Annotated in this window: 21 protein-coding genes; 9 read left to right on the top strand and 12 right to left on the bottom strand. The window is 61.4% G+C overall.

Going from position 1 to position 18,605, the window contains the following annotated elements; genetic code table 11:
* The first annotated feature begins 26 nt into the window (after window positions 1–26).
* Window positions 27–881 carry a sulfurtransferase gene (locus ABWL43_RS27505; RefSeq protein WP_404485705.1) on the top strand — a complete coding sequence of 285 codons (855 nt, stop codon included), beginning with the start codon at window positions 27–29 and terminating at the stop codon, window positions 879–881.
* A 121-nt stretch (window positions 882–1,002) separates the two neighbouring features.
* On the opposite strand, the gene ABWL43_RS27500 is transcribed toward ABWL43_RS27505, so the two are convergent.
* The 4 genes from ABWL43_RS27500 to ABWL43_RS27485 form a co-directional block, all read right to left on the bottom strand.
* Entirely contained in the window at window positions 1,003–1,998 is a 996-nt protein-coding gene (locus ABWL43_RS27500; RefSeq protein WP_404485702.1) for a hydrolase, read from the bottom strand.
* Between the two features lie 180 nt (window positions 1,999–2,178).
* Window positions 2,179–2,796: a 16S rRNA (guanine(966)-N(2))-methyltransferase RsmD gene (rsmD, locus tag ABWL43_RS27495; RefSeq protein WP_242199815.1), complete on the bottom strand. Its 618-nt coding sequence runs from the start codon at window positions 2,794–2,796 to the stop codon at window positions 2,179–2,181.
* A complete protein-coding gene (locus tag ABWL43_RS27490; protein ID WP_145157752.1) occupies window positions 2,796–4,286 on the bottom strand; it encodes a pitrilysin family protein in 1,491 nt (496 codons plus the stop codon). Before ABWL43_RS27490 ends, rsmD begins: the two co-directional genes overlap by 1 nt.
* Window positions 4,279–5,634, bottom strand: a complete 1,356-nt coding sequence (locus ABWL43_RS27485; protein ID WP_145157749.1) for a pitrilysin family protein — start codon at window positions 5,632–5,634, stop codon at window positions 4,279–4,281. Before ABWL43_RS27485 ends, ABWL43_RS27490 begins: the two co-directional genes overlap by 8 nt.
* Before the next feature lie 338 nt (window positions 5,635–5,972).
* Between ABWL43_RS27485 and ftsY the strand changes: the two genes are divergently transcribed.
* The 4 genes from ftsY to rpoH all read left to right on the top strand — a co-directional run bounded on the left by ftsY (window position 5,973) and on the right by rpoH (window position 10,080).
* Window positions 5,973–7,409: a signal recognition particle-docking protein FtsY gene (gene ftsY, locus ABWL43_RS27480; RefSeq protein WP_404485697.1), complete on the top strand. Its 1,437-nt coding sequence runs from the start codon at window positions 5,973–5,975 to the stop codon at window positions 7,407–7,409.
* A complete protein-coding gene (gene ftsE / locus ABWL43_RS27475) occupies window positions 7,406–8,077 on the top strand; it encodes a cell division ATP-binding protein FtsE (RefSeq protein WP_003213784.1) in 672 nt (223 codons plus the stop codon). The genes ftsY and ftsE overlap by 4 nt, the downstream gene beginning before the upstream one ends.
* Window positions 8,074–9,096 carry a permease-like cell division protein FtsX gene (ftsX, locus tag ABWL43_RS27470; protein ID WP_404485694.1) on the top strand — a complete coding sequence of 341 codons (1,023 nt, stop codon included), beginning with the start codon at window positions 8,074–8,076 and terminating at the stop codon, window positions 9,094–9,096. The genes ftsE and ftsX overlap by 4 nt, the downstream gene beginning before the upstream one ends.
* A 129-nt stretch (window positions 9,097–9,225) precedes the next feature.
* Window positions 9,226–10,080 (top strand): RNA polymerase sigma factor RpoH, encoded by an 855-nt coding sequence (gene rpoH, locus ABWL43_RS27465; protein WP_003176698.1) that lies wholly within the window; start codon window positions 9,226–9,228, stop codon window positions 10,078–10,080.
* A gap of 192 nt (window positions 10,081–10,272) precedes the next feature.
* Here rpoH and mtgA read toward each other — a convergent pair whose 3' ends face one another.
* Window positions 10,273–10,995, bottom strand: coding sequence for a monofunctional biosynthetic peptidoglycan transglycosylase (gene mtgA / locus ABWL43_RS27460; RefSeq protein ID WP_145157741.1), 723 nt, complete (start codon window positions 10,993–10,995; stop codon window positions 10,273–10,275).
* A 74-nt stretch (window positions 10,996–11,069) separates the two neighbouring features.
* Between mtgA and ABWL43_RS27455 the strand changes: the two genes are divergently transcribed.
* The 4 genes from ABWL43_RS27455 to trmB all read left to right on the top strand — a co-directional run bounded on the left by ABWL43_RS27455 (window position 11,070) and on the right by trmB (window position 13,314).
* Window positions 11,070–11,447 (top strand): DUF423 domain-containing protein, encoded by a 378-nt coding sequence (locus ABWL43_RS27455; protein WP_106575688.1) that lies wholly within the window; start codon window positions 11,070–11,072, stop codon window positions 11,445–11,447.
* A gap of 71 nt (window positions 11,448–11,518) precedes the next feature.
* Window positions 11,519–11,719 (top strand): sulfur carrier protein ThiS, encoded by a 201-nt coding sequence (gene thiS, locus ABWL43_RS27450; RefSeq protein WP_015886354.1) that lies wholly within the window; start codon window positions 11,519–11,521, stop codon window positions 11,717–11,719.
* 65 nt (window positions 11,720–11,784) lie between these two features.
* Entirely contained in the window at window positions 11,785–12,579 is a 795-nt protein-coding gene (locus tag ABWL43_RS27445; RefSeq protein WP_017530960.1) for a thiazole synthase, read from the top strand.
* A 9-nt stretch (window positions 12,580–12,588) separates the two neighbouring features.
* Window positions 12,589–13,314 (top strand): tRNA (guanosine(46)-N7)-methyltransferase TrmB, encoded by a 726-nt coding sequence (trmB, locus tag ABWL43_RS27440; RefSeq protein WP_060753471.1) that lies wholly within the window; start codon window positions 12,589–12,591, stop codon window positions 13,312–13,314.
* A gap of 139 nt (window positions 13,315–13,453) precedes the next feature.
* On the opposite strand, the gene ABWL43_RS27435 is transcribed toward trmB, so the two are convergent.
* The 7 genes from ABWL43_RS27435 to ABWL43_RS27405 form a co-directional block, all read right to left on the bottom strand.
* Window positions 13,454–13,777: a DUF3392 domain-containing protein gene (locus tag ABWL43_RS27435; protein WP_016972961.1), complete on the bottom strand. Its 324-nt coding sequence runs from the start codon at window positions 13,775–13,777 to the stop codon at window positions 13,454–13,456.
* Window positions 13,778–13,794: 17 nt separating this feature from the next.
* On the bottom strand, window positions 13,795–14,997 hold the full coding sequence (gene hemW / locus ABWL43_RS27430) for a radical SAM family heme chaperone HemW (protein WP_262206625.1): 1,203 nt from the start codon (window positions 14,995–14,997) through the stop codon (window positions 13,795–13,797).
* Entirely contained in the window at window positions 14,994–15,590 is a 597-nt protein-coding gene (rdgB, locus tag ABWL43_RS27425) for an RdgB/HAM1 family non-canonical purine NTP pyrophosphatase (RefSeq protein WP_049711104.1), read from the bottom strand. Before rdgB ends, hemW begins: the two co-directional genes overlap by 4 nt.
* Window positions 15,587–16,021: a DUF4426 domain-containing protein gene (locus ABWL43_RS27420; protein WP_106575685.1), complete on the bottom strand. Its 435-nt coding sequence runs from the start codon at window positions 16,019–16,021 to the stop codon at window positions 15,587–15,589. The genes rdgB and ABWL43_RS27420 overlap by 4 nt, the downstream gene beginning before the upstream one ends.
* Window positions 16,022–16,042: 21 nt before the next feature.
* The gene (gene metW / locus ABWL43_RS27415) at window positions 16,043–16,663 is read right to left on the bottom strand and encodes a methionine biosynthesis protein MetW (protein WP_003213768.1); all 621 of its coding nucleotides are present in this window, start codon (window positions 16,661–16,663) and stop codon (window positions 16,043–16,045) included.
* 7 nt (window positions 16,664–16,670) lie between these two features.
* Complete coding sequence (locus ABWL43_RS27410; protein WP_145157735.1) at window positions 16,671–17,810, bottom strand: homoserine O-acetyltransferase; 1,140 nt, start codon at window positions 17,808–17,810, stop codon at window positions 16,671–16,673.
* Between the two features lie 202 nt (window positions 17,811–18,012).
* Entirely contained in the window at window positions 18,013–18,600 is a 588-nt protein-coding gene (locus ABWL43_RS27405) for a YggT family protein (protein WP_145157732.1), read from the bottom strand.
* Between the last annotated feature and the right edge of the window lie 5 nt (window positions 18,601–18,605).

The following is an 18,605-nucleotide window of genomic DNA, read 5'->3' as shown; positions in this document are numbered from 1 at the left end:
CCCGAATCTGTTCACAGGAGTCCGTCATGCCGCTTGCCCAACTGATCAGCCCCCAGCAACTCGCCGAGCGCCAGAAGGCGGCCGGGCTGGTGATCCTGGATTGCCGCTTTGCCCTGGAAGACCCGGACTACGGGCTTTGCAGCTATGCCGAAGGGCATATCGAAGGTGCGCAATATGCCGACCTGGAACGCCACCTCAGCGGTGCGGTGACAAAGGGCGTGACCGGGCGTCATCCGTTGCCGGCGGCGGACACCTTGGCCGCGCAACTGCGGGCCTGGGGCATCAATGCCGACACGGACATCGTGCTGTATGACGACGGCCCCGGCGCCTATGCCGCCCGCGCGTGGTGGTTGCTGGCCTGGCTGGGCAAACGCGATGGCGTGTTTATTCTGGACGCAGGCCTCAAGGCCTGGCACGCGGCCGGTTTCCCGCTGAGCCTGGACGCGCCCGTGGTTGAGCCGGGGACGTTTGCCGGTTCGCCGGACAATCACTTGGTGCTGGACGCCGAACACCTGCAAAAACGCCTCGGCGAACCGGGCATGACCTTGATCGATGCCCGCGCCCAAGCGCGTTTTCGCGGCGACGTGGAGCCTATCGACCCGATTGCCGGGCACATTCCGGGCGCCCAATGTGCGGCGTTCAGCGAAAACCTGGGCAGTGACGGTCGCTTCCTGCCAACTGAGCAGCTCAAACAGCGTTTCGCCGCGCAGTTGCAGGGCCGTTCGCCGGATGAGCTGGTGGCGTATTGCGGTTCGGGTGTGACCGCGTGCCATAACCTGTTCGCCCTGAGCCTGGCGGGTTACCCGCTGGGCAAGCTGTATGCGGGGTCGTGGAGCGAGTGGATTACCGATCCGGCGCGGCAAATCGCAACCGGCGACTAAGCCGCCAGCCCTGCAAACCCAATCAAAATGTGGGAGCGGGCTTGCTCGCGAATGCAGAGTGTCAGTCGATAGATTTGTGACTGATACACCGCCTTCGCGAGCAAGCCCGCTCCCACATTTTTTAACCGCGTTGTGTCAGTAGCCATTGCGGGATTCGGCGTTCGAGGTAGTAACTCGGGCGTCTGAGAGAACCATCGACAAACCCCACATGCCCACCCTTGGCCAGCAGCTCAAACTCGGTGCAGTCCGACAGTTCGCTGGCCTCCGGCAGGCTGTGGGCGAACACAAACGGGTCATCGGCGGCGTGGATGATCAGAGTGGGTGTGCGAATGTCACCCAAGTAATACCGGCTCGACGCGCGACGGTAATAGTCCTCGGCGCTGAGGAAACCGTGCAGCGGCGCCGTCACCCGCCCGTCGAAATCCCAGAACGTACGCATCTTCTCTAGAGAACCCAGTGACTCCAGGGTTTTCAGCCCGTCCGCACGGCCATCCTGTAAAAAGCGCCGTTGCTTGACGCGGATATACGCCAGCATCTCGCGCATAAAGTGCTTCTGATACACCCGCGAAAAGCCCAGCCCGATGCGGTCCGCACACTGATCCAGGCGAAACGGCACCGACACCGCGGCCGCGCCATGCAGCCCCGACGCTTCGCCGGTTTCGCCCAAGTGCTTGAGCAGCACATTGCCGCCCAGCGAATAACCCACGGCATACAGCGGCGCCAACGGTCGCTTGGCGCGCAGATGCGCAATCGCTGCTGCCAGGTCTTCGCTGGCGCCCGAGTGGTAACTGCGCGCCAGCAGGTTGGGCTCACCCGAGCACCCGCGCCAGTTCAACGCGGCGCTTGCCCAGCCCTGGGCGGCGAGGACTTTTTGCAAGCCGGCCACGTAGGGCGAATTGGACGAGCCGGTCAGCCCGTGCAGCACCAGCACCAATGGCGCTTGCGCGTCATGGGGGCCATGCCAGTCAAGATCGAGGAAGTCGCCGTCGTCCAGCCACAAGCGTTCGCGTTGGCGTTCGATATGCGTGGTGGGACGCCACAACGGCCCCCACAGCGTTTGCAGGTGTGGGTTGCCGAGGCCGAAAGCGGGTTTGAACAGGTCGACGGAAGGAGTCATGGACATCTCTGTGCGAGCAGGCTTGTTGTGGCAAGCGAGGCTTCACGTGGCGAGCAGGCTTGCCCTGCGTTGGGCTGCGCAGCAGCCCCGGCTCAGTCACCGCGATCCGACAGAGTGAATGCGGTGACTGTTTTGGGGCCGCTTCGCAGCCCAACGCGGGGCAAGCCCGCTTGCCACACATCAGGCGGCGTTTTCGACCAGGCGGTGCCACAACGCGTAATACACCCGGCCGGACTTCTGCTCGCGGTGCAGGCGCCAGGCGCCCGGCAGGCCGAGGGTAGACGGCGCGGTTTCACTTTCAGTGTAGATCCACGCATCCGCCGCCAGCCACTGACGCTCTTCCAGCAGCGCACACACGGTCGGCAACAGGTTCTGATTGAACGGCGGGTCGAGAAACACCACGTCGTATTCAGTCGCCGCCTGGGTTTCCAGGTAGCGCAGCGCGTCGGCGGTCTGGACCTGGCCGGTGGTGCAGCGCAGGGTGCCCAGGTGTTCCTTGAGGCTGGACACCGCCACATTGCTGGCGTCCAGCGCCTGACCCTGGGCCGCGCCACGGGACAGCGCCTCCAGGAACAGCGCGCCGCTGCCAGCGAACGGGTCCAGCACCTTGGCGCCGCCGATGTACGGCGCAAGCCAGTTGAACAGGGTTTCACGCACGCGATCCGGCGTCGGGCGCAGGCCTACGACGTCGGGGAAGCTCAGCTTGCGGCTGCCCCATTCACCGCCAATGATGCGCAGTTGGCCCACACCGTTATGCACGTTGTGGACGGGTTTTTTCGGGCGAGATGAACTGGCCATTAATGCTCCGGAACCCCGAGCGGCTGCTCGGCAGGTTTATCAGTGGGGGGCGGTAGTGGCTTTTGCGCAATCGTCGGGCCGGCGGTCACGATGACCATCTTGTCGGCGCTCAAGTGTTTATTCATTGCAGCCTTGACCTGCTCTACGGTCAGGGCCTGGGATTGTTTCATGAAATCCTCAAGATAGCTCAGCGGCAGGTTGTAGAAACCCATGGCGCCCAGCTGACCGACGATATCGGCGTTGCTAGCGGTGGACAGCGGGAAGCTGCCGGCCAGCTCACGCTTGGCGTCATCCAGTTCCTTTTGCGTCGGGCCGGTCTTGAGGTAGTCGGCCAGCACGTCTTCAACCAGGCGCAATGTGCCGCCGCTCATTTCGGCGCGGGTCTGCAGGTTGATCATGAACGGGCCGCGCACCTGCATCGGCGAGAAGCCGGAGTACACACCGTAGGTCAGGCCGCGCTTTTCACGCACTTCGCTCATCAAGCGGGTGCCGAAACCACCGCCGCCCAGAATCTGGTTGCCCAGCGACAAGGCCGCGTAGTCCGGATCGGCGCGGTCGATGCCCAATTGCGCGAACAGCAGGTGGGTCTGCTTGGACGGGAATTCGATATGGCTCAAGCCGGCTTGCGGTTCGCTCGGCTGGGCGATCTTCGCCAGGGCCGGGCCTTTAGGCAACGACGCGGAGACCTTGGCCGTCATGGCTTCGGCCTCGGCACGCGTCAGGTCACCGACCACTGCAATCACCGCATTGCCCGCCGCATACGCCTTGGCGTGGAACGCCTGCAATTGCGCGAGGTTAATTTTCGCAATGCTGTCGGGCGTGCCTTCGCTTGGGTGGGCGTAAGGATGGTCACCGTACAGGCGCTTGAACAGCTCAAGGCTGGCCAGCTTGGCCGGGTTCTGCTTCTGGTATTCAAAGCCTGCGAGGATCTGGTTTTTGATCCGCGCCAGGGAATCGGCAGGAAAGGTCGGCTTGCCGATCACATCGTCGAACAGCGCCAGGGCCGCGTCGCGCTTGTCGCTGTCGCTCAGGCTGCGCAGCGAAACCAGCGCCATGTCGCGGTAAGCACCATTGCCGAAGTCGGCGCCCAGGCCTTCAAAGCCGCTGGCGATCTGGCTGACATCCTTGCCCGGTACACCTTCGTTGAGCATCGCATTGGTCAGCAGTGCCAGGCCGGGCGTGTCGCCGTCCTGGCTGCTGCCGGCGGCGAACAGGATGCGCATGTCGAACATCGGCAATTCGTGGGCTTCGACGAACAGCACCTTGGCGCCTTCAGCGGTGGTCCAGGTTTGCACGTCGAGCTTGCGGTTGGTCGGCGCCTTGCCATCCAGTTCCGCCAGCGATTGCAGTTTGTTCGCCGATTCAGCTTTATCCAGGGCCTGGCTGGCGACGGATTCGCTTGGGCGCAGGAAGTACACGGCACTGGCGGCGATCAGGGTGACGACGACCAGGCCAGGAAAGATCAGGCGGCTGCTTTTACGATCACTCATGAGCGGTCTCCTCAGGCAAAACATGGGCGACGCTCAAACGCTCGCGGGTGAAATAAGTCTGTGCAGCTTTCTGGATATCTTCCGGCGTCACGCTTTGCAGGTCGGCCAGTTCGGTGTCCATCAGTTTCCAGGACAGGCCGACGGTTTCCAGGGAGCCGATAGCCGTTGCCTGGCTGGTGATGGAGTCACGCTGGTAAACCACGCCTGCAATCACTTGAGCGCGGATACGCTCCAGTTCTTCGCTGGTCGGCGGCTTGGCTTTCAACTCGTCCAGCAGGCGCCACAGGCCGGCTTCGGCTTGGGCAATGGTCTTTTTCTTCTGCTGGTTCGGCGTGGCGGTCAGGGTGAACAGGCTGTCACCCCGGGTGTAGGCGTCGTAGCTGGTCGAGGCGGCGGACACCAACTCTTCACCACGTTCCAGTTGCTCCGAGATACGCGCGCTGTAGCCGCCGTCGAGCAGGGCCGAGAGCAGGCGCAGGGCTTGTACCGAGCGTTTGTCTTCGGCGGTGGCCAGGCCCGGCACGTTGAAACCAAGGATCACGCTCGGCAGTTGGGTCTGCACGTGCATCGTCAGCAGGCGTTCGCCGGGTTCGGCGAGTTCCAGCGGGATTTTCGCGGGTGGCACGTCACGCTTGGGGATAGGGCCGAAATAACGCTGGGCAAGGTTCTTGACCTCATCCGGGGTCACATCACCGACCACTACCAGCGTGGCGTTGTTTGGCACATACCAGGATTGATACCAGTGACGCAGCTCTTCGACTTTCATGCGTTCCAGGTCCGCCATCCAGCCGATGGTCGGCGTGTGGTAGCCGCTGGCCGGGTAGGCCATGGCCTTGAAGCGCTCGTAGGCCTTGGACATCGGGTTATCGTCGGTGCGCAGGCGGCGCTCTTCCTTGATCACCTCGATCTCGCGGCTGAACTCGTCGGCCGGCAGGCGCAGGCTGGCCATGCGGTCGGCTTCCAGCTCGAAGGCAACGCCCAGGCGATCACGGGCCAGCACTTGGTAGTAGGCGGTGTAGTCGTCGCTGGTGAAGGCGTTTTCTTCGGCGCCCAGGTCGCGCAGGATCAGCGAGGCTTCGCCGGGGCCGACCTTGGCGCTGCCCTTGAACATCATGTGTTCCAGGGCGTGGGACAACCCGGTCTGGCCGGGTGTTTCGTAGCTCGAACCAACCTTGTACCAAACCTGTGAAACCACCACCGGCGCGCGATGATCTTCGCGCACGACCACTTTGAGGCCGTTATCCAGGGTGAATTCGTGGGTGGGTTGTGGGTCGGCAGCCAAGGCTGAAAGGGGCAGACAAACTGTGCTGAGCAGCAGGCCTGCAGCGCGGCGGGCTAGAGCATTCATTCGTTTTTAAACCTGTTGGGCTGCCCGCTTGGTCTTAGCGTCGGCGGGCGAGGAGGTGCTAGGATACTGATCCGATTTAGGGACGGCCACTGCGGCGGCCATCTTGTCCCGGATCCAGTCGTAGAAATGTTGGAATAGAGGGTGGTTTTCCCCGATGATCTTCCACTTTTCGCCGATTTTATCGCTTCAGTCCTTTATTGAAACGATTTGTTGAGGCCTTTATTTACGCCTTGCAGAATGTTGCGCATGAACAAGCGAGCGTTAAAGCAGTCTGTTCTGCATCGAATTTATTTACCGAGGCGCCCTGGCGCATCGCTACTTTGAGATAGCCGTCCTCCATGTTTGGTTCCAACGACGACAAGAAGAGCCCAGCTGCGGCTGGCGAGAAAAAAGGCCTGTTCGGATGGCTGCGCAAAAAGCCGCAGGAAACCGTCGTCGAACAGCCACAGGTTCAGCCTGAGCCGATTCCCGAACCTATAGTTGACGCCGAACCGGTCGCTGAAATCCCGGCACCGGTGGTGTTGCCGATGGCCGAGCCGGTGTTGCAGCCGGTGGTTGAGGAGGTGCCGGAACCCGAGCCTGAGCCTGAACACAAGCCGTGGCTTGAGCTGCCGGTTGCCGAGGAGCCTGTGGCACTGGTCGAGGATGTGCAGGCTGAGCACGTGACGCCGCCGATTCCGGTCGTGGTCGAGCCGGTGGCCGTTGTGGTCGAGGCGCCAGCCGTCATCCAAACGCCTGCGCCGGCAGTGGTTGAGCCAGCGCCAGCTCCTGTCGTCGTTGCCGCGCCTGCCGTGATCGAGCCACCCGTTGCACCGGAGCCCGTCGCCCCTGCCGCTGAAACCAGCAAAACCGGCTTCTTTGCCCGCCTCAAGCAGGGTCTGAGCAAAACCAGCGCGAGCATCGGCGAAGGCATGGCCAGCCTGTTCCTGGGCAAGAAGGTCATCGATGACGAGTTGCTGGAAGATATCGAAACCCGCCTGTTGACCGCCGACGTGGGCGTCGAAGCCACTGCGGTGATCATCCAGAGCCTGACGCAGAAGGTTGCGCGCAAACAGCTGACCGACGCAGACGCGCTCTACAAATCGCTGCAGGCTGAACTGGCTGCGATGCTCAAACCCGTGGAAGCGCCGCTGGTGATCACGCCGAACAAGCCGTTCGTGATCCTGGTGGTCGGTGTCAACGGCGCCGGCAAAACTACTACCATCGGCAAGTTGGCCAAGAAGCTGCAGTCGGAAGGCAAGAAAGTCATGCTCGCCGCCGGCGACACCTTCCGCGCCGCCGCCGTGGAGCAGCTGCAGGTTTGGGGTGAGCGCAACAAAATTCCGGTCATCGCCCAGCACACCGGCGCCGACTCCGCGTCCGTCATCTTCGATGCCGTGCAAGCCGCCAAGGCCCGTAACATCGACGTATTGATTGCCGATACCGCCGGTCGTCTGCACACCAAAGACAACTTGATGGAAGAGTTGAAAAAGGTCCGCCGCGTCATCAGCAAGCTCGATGCCGATGCGCCGCACGAGGTGTTGCTGGTGCTTGACGCCGGCACCGGCCAGAACGCCATCAGCCAGGCCAAACAATTCAACCAGACGGTGCAGCTCACCGGCCTGGCATTGACTAAGCTCGACGGCACGGCCAAGGGCGGCGTGATCTTTGCTCTGGCCAAACAGTTCGGGTTGCCGATTCGTTACATCGGCGTCGGTGAAGGCATCGACGACCTGCGCACCTTTGAAGCCGAACCCTTTGTACAGGCACTTTTCGCCGAGCGGGAGCGTTCATGATTCGATTCGAACAGGTCGGTAAACGCTACGCCAACGGGCATGTGGGCTTGCATGAGCTGAGCTTTCGAGTGCGTCGAGGCGAATTCTTGTTTGTAACCGGTCATTCGGGCGCGGGCAAAAGTACGCTGCTGCGACTGCTGCTGGCCATGGAGCGCCCGACCACCGGCAAGTTGCTGCTGGCGGGCCAGGACCTGGCCACCATCAGCAATGCACAGATTCCGTTCCTGCGCCGTCAGATTGGCGTGGTGTTCCAGAATCACCAGTTGCTGTTTGATCGCACCGTGTTCAACAACATTGCGCTGCCGTTGCAGATTCTCGGGCTGTCCAAGGCCGAAATCGTCAAGCGGGTGGACTCGGCCCTTGAGCGCGTGGCGCTGTCGGACAAGACCGACCTGTATCCGGGCGACCTGTCCACCGGCCAGCAACAGCGCGTCGGCATCGCCCGCGCCATTGTTCACCGCCCGGCCTTGCTGTTGGCGGACGAACCTACCGGTAACCTCGACCCGCGCCTGGCGGCCGAGATCATGGGTGTATTCGAAGATATCAATCGCCTGGGCACCAGCGTGCTGATCGCCAGTCACGACCTGGCGCTGATCGCGCGCATGCGCCACCGCATGTTGACCCTGCAACGCGGCCGCCTGATCGGCGATGGGGAGGCCGGCGTATGAGTGCAACACGCAGCCCTAAAGTGTCCGAGCGTGTGGCGCCTAAAGCCGCCGACCCGCAGCCGCAGAAGAAAAAACGCGACGAAGACGATGGCCCGGATTTCAGCACGCTGCTGCGCGCCTGGATCGAAAGCCATCGCGCCAGCCTGTTCGACAGCCTGCGCCGCCTGGGCAAGCAGCCCATCGGCAGCTTTTTCACCTGCCTGGTGATGGCCGTGGCTCTGAGCCTGCCGATGGGTTTGTCGCTGCTGCTTAATAATGTCGAGCGCCTGGGCGGTTCCTGGCAGCGTGCGGCGCAGATTTCGCTGTACCTGAACCTCGACGCCAGCGCCAAAGACGGCGAGAACTTGCGCGACGACATCAAGAACCTGCCGGGTGTGGCGGACGCCGAGTACATCAGCCGCGATCAGGCCCTTGAGGAGTTCCAGCAGCAATCCGGCCTGGGCGAGGCGCTTAAAGAGTTGCCGCAAAACCCGCTGCCGGGCGTGGTGCTGGTGACGCCTAATGAAGTCGACAAGCCGGCGCTGGAGGCCTTGCGACAAAAACTCGCAGAGATGCCGAAGGTACAACAGGCGCAACTTGATCTAGTCTGGGTAGAGCGCCTTGCCGCGATCCTCAAGCTGGGTGACCGCTTTGTGTTCGGCCTGACGGTGCTGTTGGTGTCTGCATTACTCTTGGTGATAGGTAATACCATTCGTCTTCATATTGAAAACCGTCGCACCGAGATAGAAGTGATTAAACTGGTCGGCGGCACGGACAGCTATGTGCGTCGTCCTTTTCTGTACATGGGCGCGCTTTATGGCTTTGGTGCCGGGATTTTGTCCTGGGGCGTGCTGGCTTTTGGCCTTGACTGGCTGAACGACGCGGTAGTCGGGCTTGCCGGCTTGTACGGCAGCGATTTTGCCCTGGCCGGCGTGCCGGTCGCCGATGGCCTGTCACTCTTGCTTGGCGCGGTATTGTTGGGGTATATCGGTGCGTGGATTGCGGTCGCTCGTCACTTACGTGAGCTGGCGCCGAAGTAGTTAATGTCAGATTAATGTGGTTTCGTTTGTATTGACCGTATCAGTGGTTTAGGGAACTTGTCCTACGGTTCCCGGTCAATTTTCGCAGTGCTGAACTGCACGAGTTATGTGAGTCGGAGGTTTTTTCGTATGACCACTTCTTTGCAACCTGCTTATGCTCTGGTCCCGGGTGCGAACCTGGAGGCCTATGTGCACACGGTCAACAGCATTCCTTTGCTGACGCCCGAGCAGGAGCGTGAACTGGCCGAGAGTCTCTACTATGAGCAGGATTTGGGGGCGGCTCGGCAGATGGTGCTCGCCCACCTGCGTTTTGTCGTACATATCGCCCGTAGCTATAGCGGCTACGGTCTGGCCCAGGCTGACCTGATCCAGGAAGGCAACGTTGGTCTGATGAAGGCTGTAAAACGCTTTAACCCGGAAATGGGTGTGCGTCTGGTGTCGTTTGCTGTGCACTGGATCAAGGCGGAAATTCACGAGTTCATCCTGCGCAACTGGCGCATCGTGAAAGTCGCGACCACCAAGGCCCAGCGCAAGCTGTTCTTCAACCTGCGCAGCCAGAAGAAACGCCTGGCGTGGCTGAACAACGAGGAAGTCCACCGTGTGGCCGAAAGCCTCGGTGTGGAGCCCCGTGAAGTGCGCGAGATGGAAAGCCGCCTGACCGGCCATGACATGGCGTTCGACCCGGCCGCCGAAGCGGACGACGACAGCGCCTTCCAGTCGCCGGCCAACTACCTGGAAGACCACCGGTATGACCCGGCGCGTCAACTGGAAGATGCCGACTGGAGCGACAACTCCAACCATAACCTGCATGAAGCGCTGGAAGTGTTGGACGACCGTAGCCGTGACATCCTCTACCAGCGCTGGCTGGCAGAAGAAAAAGCCACGCTGCACGACCTGGCGCAGAAGTACAACGTGTCGGCCGAGCGGATTCGGCAGCTTGAGAAAAGCGCGATGAACAAGCTGAAACTGTCCATCGCCGCCTAAACGCTGCGAAAGGGCAAAAAAATGCCCCGATCGAGAGATCGGGGCATTTTTGTTTGGAGTCGAAAATCCGATATCCAGTGCGGTTCTCTGTGGGAGCTGGCTTGCCTGCGATGAGGCCCTGTCAGCCAGCCTCTCTGCAAACTGACATTCCGCTATCGCAGGCAAGCCAGCTCCCGCAGGGGTTGTGTTGTGTCAGTCAGCCCAGGGTGCCTTGCGCGAATTGTTCAGTTCGACCAGATAACTATCGCCACCCAACTGGCTCATCTGCTGGCGAATCCACGCCGCCCGTCGCGCCACATAGGCGGTTGGATGACTGGCGCTCCACACCCGAGGGTTGGGCAACACCGCCGCCAAGTAACTGGCCTGCTGGCGGGAAAGCCCCTTGGCGCTCACGCCAAAGTGATGCCGGGCCGCCGCTTCGGCGCCAAACACACCTTCATCCCATTCGACGCTGTTGAGGTACACCTCAAGAATTCGCTGCTTGGGCCACAGCACCTCAGTCAGCGCGGTAAACCAGGCCTCCAGGCCTTTGCGCAAATAGCTGCGGCCGGTCCACAGAAACAGGTTTTTCGACACTTGCTGGCTCAGCGTGCTGGCGCCGCGAATCGAGCCGCCGCGCTCGTTGTGCAGCAGCGCCGCTTGAATCGCGTCAAAGTCAAAGCCCCAATGCTGCGGGAAGCGCTGGTCTTCACCGGCCATCACCGCCACTTTAAGGTCGTCGGAGATCTCGTCCCACGCCACCCACGTGCGTTGCAGGTCAATCGGCTCGCCGTCGACCCAGGACTCGACCTTGCGCTCCACCATCAATGCGGTGAACGGTGGCGGCACGACACGAAACAGCAACACCAGCAGCACACTGCCGATGGCAAACCATTTCACGACTTTGAGAAAACGCTTGAAGAGGAGACGCAGCATAGAGATGGCTTGGCCGAACCCGTTGAGCGGGCCATTATACAGACCCGGCCCTTTGAGTCTGACTGGAGTTCCTCATGCTGCGTAGCTTTCTGATGCTGGCTGCCTTTTTCGGCTTCACCGGCGTTGCCCTCGGTGCTTTTGCGGCTCATGCCCTGAAAAACCGCTTGAGCGCCGAGTACCTGGCGATCTTCCATACCGGCGTGACGTACCAACTGGTGCACGCCCTGGCGCTGTTCGGCGTGGCGCTGCTGGCCGCGCACATTCCTGGCCGGCTGGTCAGCTGGGCGGGCATCTCGTTTACCGTCGGTATCCTGCTGTTTTCCGGCAGCTTGTATGCGCTGACCCTGACCGGTATCAGCAAACTCGGCATCATTACGCCGTTTGGCGGGCTGGCATTCCTGTTGGGCTGGTTCTTTCTTGGCCTGACCGCATGGCGCCTGCAGGTCATCTGACCGAGGGGCTTGGGCCGACAACGCCAATCGGGCTAGAATGCTGGCCCCTAAAAACGATGGCGGCCCGTGGCATGCGCATTCAGTTGAATGGCGAATCCTTTGAACTGCCCGACGGTGAAACCGTTGCGGCCCTGCTGACCCGTCTGGACTTGACCGGGCGTCGCGTCGCAGTGGAGCTCAACCTGGATATCGTCCCGCGTAGCCTGCACGCCGAGACCGCGCTCACCGAAGGTGATCAGGTCGAAGTGGTCCATGCCATCGGCGGCGGCTAGTCGCCCGGCGCGCCAGCGCGCCAACCCGCATTCTGCAGAACCTCATCCCACCTCGAGGATTTCCCATGAGCATCGTTCGTAGCGACAAGCCCTTCGTTCTGGCCGGTCGTACCTACCAGTCCCGTCTGCTGGTCGGCACCGGCAAGTACCGCGACATGGAAGAAACCCGCCTGGCCATCGAAGCCTCGGGCGCCGAGATCGTTACCTTCGCCGTGCGCCGCACCAACCTCGGGCAGATCGAGGGCGAGCCGAACCTGCTCGAAGTGCTGTCGCCGGACCGCTACACCTTCTTGCCGAACACCGCCGGGTGCTACGACGCGATTGAAGCGGTGCGCACGTGCCGACTGGCTCGCGAGCTGCTCGACGGCCACAACCTGGTGAAGCTGGAAGTGCTGGCCGACCAGAAGACCCTGTTCCCCAACGTGATCGAAACCCTGAAAGCCGCCGAAACGCTGGTCAAGGAAGGCTTCGACGTAATGGTTTACACCAGCGATGACCCGATCATTGCCCGCCAGCTGGCAGAAATCGGCTGCATTGCGGTGATGCCGCTGGCCGGTCTGATCGGTTCCGGCCTGGGTATCTGCAACCCGTACAACCTGCAGATCATCCTCGAAGAAGCCAAGATTCCGGTGCTGGTGGACGCGGGCGTAGGCACGGCCTCCGACGCCACCATTGCCATGGAGCTGGGTTGCGATGCGGTGCTGATGAACTCGGCCATCGCGCATGCCCAGCAGCCGATCATGATGGCGCAAGCCATGAACCATGCGATCGTCGCGGGCCGCCTGGCCTACCTCGCCGGCCGTATGCCGAAAAAACTCTATGCCAGCGCCTCTTCGCCGCTGGATGGTCTGATCAAGTAAGAGCTATTGATGACTGAATCAAACGAAACGCCGAACACTGTGGAAGAGGGCGACGAGTCCAAGCACCGCCGTATCAAGAGCTTTGTGATGCGCGCGGGCCGTATGACCGAAGGCCAGCAAAAGGGCCTGGAGCAGGGCACGCCGCTGTTCGTCTTGCCATTGGCCGACGCGCCAGTGGACTACGACCAGGTGTTTGGCCGTTCGGCCCCGCGTTCCCTGGAAATCGGTTTCGGCATGGGCCACTCCCTGCTGGAAATGGCGGCGGCCTCGCCGGAGCAGGACTTCATCGGTGTGGAAGTACACCGTCCGGGTGTCGGCGCGTTGCTCAACGGCGTGCTGACCCAAGGCCTGACCAACCTGCGGGTCTACGACTGCGACGCGATTGAAGTGCTCAACCGCTGCATCGCCGACAACAGCCTCGATCGCCTGATGCTGTTCTTCCCGGACCCGTGGCACAAAGCCCGTCACCACAAGCGTCGCATCGTCCAGGCTTCGTTCGCGGAGCTGGTGCGCAGCAAGCTTAAGGTCGGCGGCATCCTGCACATGGCGACCGACTGGGAACCGTACGCCGAGTACATGCTGGAAGTGATGAACGTCGCCCCTGGCTATCGCAACCTGGCCGAAGACGGCAAATGCGTGCCTCGCCCGGCTGAGCGTCCGATCACCAAGTTCGAACGCCGCGGCGAGCGGTTGGGGCATGGCGTTTGGGATTTGAAGTTCGAGAAGCTGGCTTAATTAGCTGCACATCTGAAATGCAATCCAATGTGGGAGCTGGCTTGCCTGCGATAGCATCACCTAGGTATCACTGATACACCGAGGTGTGTGCATCGCAGGCAAGCCAGCTCCCACATTTGGTTTTGTGTTGGGTTCGGGTTCAGCGACGGTCTGCCACAACCCCAATCAACACCAGCACCACCACCAGCACCGGCGCCAGGCTGTAGTTATTGAACTGGCTCAACCCCCGCACAATCCATGGCGTGGCGTAGATCAACGCCGCACCGCTGCCGATCATGCACACCAGCGCCATCAAGGGGACGCGCAATGCGCCCGCGATGCTGCCCAGGCGGGCCTCGACCCAGCCTTTGATATCGGCGCCGAACAACACCAGCAAGCAGCCGACAAGAGCCAGAGAGATTTCCGACAGGTTGCTACGGCTCCAGCGGGATACGGTGGCGAGCAGGTCGAGTACCAAATCCATTCGAATTCCTTAGAGCGTCAGCTCAAAAACTTCTGCAACAGGTCATTGAGAAAGAGTTGCCCGCGGTCAGTCGCCGCCAGGCGTGACGGTTCGACCTGCATTAAGCCACTTTGTTCTGCCTCACGGCGGCCCTCGTCAAGGCTCGCCAGATCAAGGCCGGTGCGTTCGGCGTAGAGCCTGGCGTCGACGCCTTCGGTGAGCCGCAGCGCGTTCATGAGGAACTCGAATGGAAGCTCTTCATGGGTCAGTTCTTTCGCCCCGGCCTGAAAGCTTTTGGCCGGGTTGAGGTAGTCCTTGGGTGCTCGCGTCTTCCAGGTGCGCACGATGCGCCCGTCCGGGTGGCTGAGCTTGCCGTGGGCGCCGGCGCCGATGCCGATAAAATCGCCAAAGCTCCAGTAATTCAGATTGTGCCGCGCCGGGCGGCCCGGTTGGGCATACGCCGAGACTTCATATTGCGCGTAACCGTGTTCGGCCAGCAGCGCCTGACCGGCCTCCTGAATGTCCCACAGCGTGTCGTCTTCCGGCAGCACGGGCGGCTGGTTCCAGAACACGGTGTTGGGTTCCAGGGTCAGCTGGTACCACGACAAGTGCGTCGGCTTGAGGGCGATGGCCTGGCGCAAGTCGCTCAGGGCGTCGTCCAGGGATTGATCGGGCAAGCCATGCATCAGGTCCAGGTTGAAGTTATCAAACCCGGCCTGGCGCGCCATGCCGGCGGCGCGCACGGCTTCGTCACCGTTGTGAATGCGGCCCAGGGCTTCGAGCTTCTCCTGCTGGAAACTCTGGATGCCGATGGACAGGCGATTGATGCCCAGCGCGCGGTAGGCCACGAACTTCTCTTGCTCGAAGGTCCCGGGGTTGGCTTCCAGGGTGATTTCGATGTCGCCGGCAAACGGGATGCGTGCTTCCACGCCCTTGAGCAAACGGCCCAGTGCAGCGGCGCTGAACAGGCTGGGCGTGCCGCCACCGAAGAAGATCGAGCTGAGTTCACGGCCGTAAACCGCGTGCAGGTCTTGATCAAGGTCAGCCAGCAACGCGTCTACATACTCTTCTTCCGGCAGCACCTTGCTGGCGGTGTGGGAGTTGAAGTCGCAATACGGGCATTTGCGCACACACCACGGAATGTGGATGTACAGCGCCAAGGGCGGCAGGTGCGGCAGGGCCGCCCGAGGCGTTTGCGCGCCGCCGTGGATCAGCGGCTGCGCGGAGGTGTTCTGGGTCATTTCAGGCTCAGGCGTTGGCGCAGCAAATCCATTGCGCGGGCGCGGTGGCTGATCTGGTTCTTGTCGGCCGGGCTCAGTTCGGCGCTGGAAACATTACGCTCCGGCACCCAGAACAGCGGATCGTAGCCAAACCCGTGCTCGCCACTGGCCGCATGCAGGATGCGCCCGTGCCACAGGCCTTCGCAGAGGATCGGCAGCGGGTCATCGGCATGCCGCACCAGCGCCAGCACACAGACGAACTGCGCACCGCGCATCGCGTCCGGCACATCCTTGAGGGCGTCCAGCAACTTGGCGTTGTTGGCCGCGTCGCCCTTGCCGTCGGCATACCGCGCCGAGTAAATGCCAGGTGCTCCGCCCAGGAAGTCCACCGCCAGGCCCGAATCATCCGCCAACGCCGGCAAGCCGGAGATACGCGCGGCGTTGCGGGCTTTGAGGATCGCGTTTTCAACAAACGACAGGCCGGTTTCTTCCGGCTCGACCTGGCTGAACTCGCCGATCGAGCGCAGTTGCACGGAATCACCGAGCATCGCCTGGAGTTCTTTGAGTTTGCCGGCGTTATGGCTGGCCAGTACGAGTTGTGTGAGGTTCATCAGTCGGCCGGAAACAGTTCTTGGTTGAATTGGAAGCCGTGGGCTTTGCCGCCGGTTTCAACATTGATGGTGAAAATCTTGGTTTCCTGCTGTGGCACCGCGTACTGGGCAACGTACAGCGTGGAGCCGTTCTGGATGATTTTCTTGAACGTGAGCATTTCGCTCTTGCCGCCCAGGTCTTTGATCGTGCCGGTGACGGTTGCGTCGATCGGTTCGACACCCTTGTTCACGAACACATTGATCATGCCCAGCTCTTTGCTGCGTACGATCCCGGCTTCCTGAGCCATTTCCGGCGTCAGGAAACTCGTGGTCAGGGTGTTGTAATGCACCGTGATATCGCCGAATTCTTTCTGGCGATTACCATCGATGGCATCCGCTGCCATGGCGCTGACGCCCAGGCACGCGGTGAGTAGAAATACAGCCAAACGACTCATGTTCGTCCTCCTTGAAAATGGTTAGACGGCAATTTGATGGTCTGTGAGGCCAGGACTGCTGACGCGGTAGATCCCGATTTCGCCCAACAGATTGGGCCATAGCTTACTCGCCCAGCCGTGGCGATGCTGTTGATCGACGGCAAGGCGGTTGATGACTTTGGCCTCACGCTCTCCGCACAAGGCTTCGAAGTCTTCGAAGGTGCAGAAGTGGATGTTCGGGGTGTTGTACCACGTGTACGGCAGGAAGTCCGACACCGGCATCCGGCCCTTGGTGGCCAGGTACCAGCGGCAGCGCCAGTGGCCGAAGTTGGGAAAGGTGATGATGCATTGGCGGCCCACACGCAGCATTTCGTCGAGAATGCGGTCCGGGTAGTGCACGGCTTGCAGGGCCTGGGTCATCACCACGATGTCGAAGCTGTTGCTGGCAAAGTTACCCAGGCCCTTGTCCAGGTCCTGCTCGATCACGTTGATGCCCTTGGCCACGCACTGGGCAATGTTGTCCGGGTCATTTTCCAGGCCGTAGCCGGTGACTTGCTTGTTGTCGCGCAGCCAGCTCAGCAGTTCGCCATCACCGCAACCGAGGTCGAGCACGCGGCTGCCGGCGGGGATCCAGTCTTGGATGATTTCCAGGTCGGCTCTCATGGCGTTCTCACAGAGTTATGCGGTTCATGTAATTGCTGAAAGCCTGCAGGTAGCGCGGGATCGGAATCAGGAAGGCGTCATGGCCTTGCGGAGCATCGATCTCCAGGTAGCAGACATCTTTCTTGGCGGCCATCAGCGCATCCACCAGTTCACGGGAGCGGGCCGGCGAGAAGCGCCAGTCGGTGGTGAACGACATCACGCAGAACTTGGCGGTGGCGCCTTCAAAGGTTTTCGCCAGGTCGTCGTTGAAGTTGGCGGCCGGGTCGAAGTAGTCCAGCGCCTTGGTCATCAGCAGGTAAGTGTTGGCGTCGAAACGCCCGGAAAACTCTTCGCCCTGATAGCGCAGGTAACTTTCGACCTGGAACTCGACGCTGTGGAAGTCGTAGTTGAGCTTTTCGCTCTTGAGGCCACGGCCGAATTTCTCGCCCATGGAGTCATCGGACAGGTAAGTGATGTGCCCGACCATCCGTGCCAGCATCAAGCCACGCTTGGGGATCACGCCTGCTTCCTGGAACGAACCGCCGTGGAACTCGGGGTCGGTGAGGATGGCCTGGCGGGCCACTTCGTTGAAGGCAATGTTCTGCGCCGACAGTTTCGGCGCCGAGGCGATGGCCAGGCAATGGCGCACGCGGTCCGGGTAGGTGATGGTCCATTGCAGCGCTTGCATGCCGCCCAGGCTGCCGCCGATCACCGCGGCCCATTGGCCGATGCCCAGCAGGTCCGCCAGACGCGCCTGGCTGTGCACCCAGTCTTCCACGGTCAGCACCGGGAAATCCGCGCCGAACGGTTTGCCGGTTTCCGGGTTGAGGCTGCTCGGGCCGGTGGAACCGTTGCAGCCGCCGAGGTTGTTCAGGCTGACCACAAAGAATTTGTTGGTGTCGATGGGCTTGCCGGGGCCGATGCAGCTGTCCCACCAGCCGGGCTTGCGCTCGTCGGCACTGTGGAAACCGGCGGCGTGATGATGGCCGGACAAGGCGTGGCAGATCAGCACGGCGTTGCTCGCCGTGGCGTTCAGTTGGCCGTAGGTTTCGTAGATCAGGTCATAGGCCGGCAGCGAACGGCCGCAGGCCAGGGCCAGCGGTTCGCTGAAGTGCGCCACTTGGGGCACGACCAGTCCAACAGAATCGGGGGGGAAGGCAGCTGGCATCGACCCTGCTCTCGTTTAAATGAGGCGTAAGTCTAAAGACCGCTGCACCCAGCGGCAAGCAAAGGCCTGCACGGAGTCAATTCAGTACGCGGATACAAAATGTGGGAGCGGGCTTGCTTGCGAATACGGTGTGTCAGTCAGCGAAAATATCGACTGATCGACTGCATTCGCGAGCAAGCCCGCTCCCACACTTATCCGCGTTTCAAATCAGGCCGAACAGTTCTTTAGGCATGAACGCGTAGTAGGCCAGGCGCGGGATCACCCAGCTTTGCAGCAGCTGGATCGCGATAAACGCGAAGATCGGCGAGATATCCAGGCCGCCCAGGTTCGGGATCAACCGACGGAACGGTGCCAGCACCGGCTCGGTGATCTGGGCCACCAGCTCCGCGCCAGGGCTACGGCTGCCGGGTGCGACCCACGAGAGGATCACGCTGATGATCATCGACCAGAAGATGATCTTCAAAAACAGCGAGAAGATACCGATCAGGCCCCATGGCAACAGCAGCGGGGTGAAGGCCTGATAGCCGTTGAGCATCAGGATCACCATAAACAGCAAAATCTGCAGCAGCAGCGCCAGCACCAGCGACGACATGTCCAGGCCGAACAGGCTTGGGATCACGCGGCGCAGCGGTTTGAGCAGCGGTTGGGTGGCTTTCACCACGAACTGGCAGAGCGGGTTGTAGAAGTTCGCCCGCACCAGTTGCAGGATAAAGCGCATCAGCACGATCAGCAGATACAGGCTGCCCAAGGTCTGGATGATGAAAATGGCAGCGTCATTGATTCCGAGCATGTTTG

This window comes from Pseudomonas sp. HT11, from assembly GCF_044875395.1.
Lineage (GTDB): Bacteria > Pseudomonadota > Gammaproteobacteria > Pseudomonadales > Pseudomonadaceae > Aquipseudomonas.
Note: the sequence above shows the minus strand (reverse complement) of the source record. Positions and strands in the feature narration are given on the sequence as shown.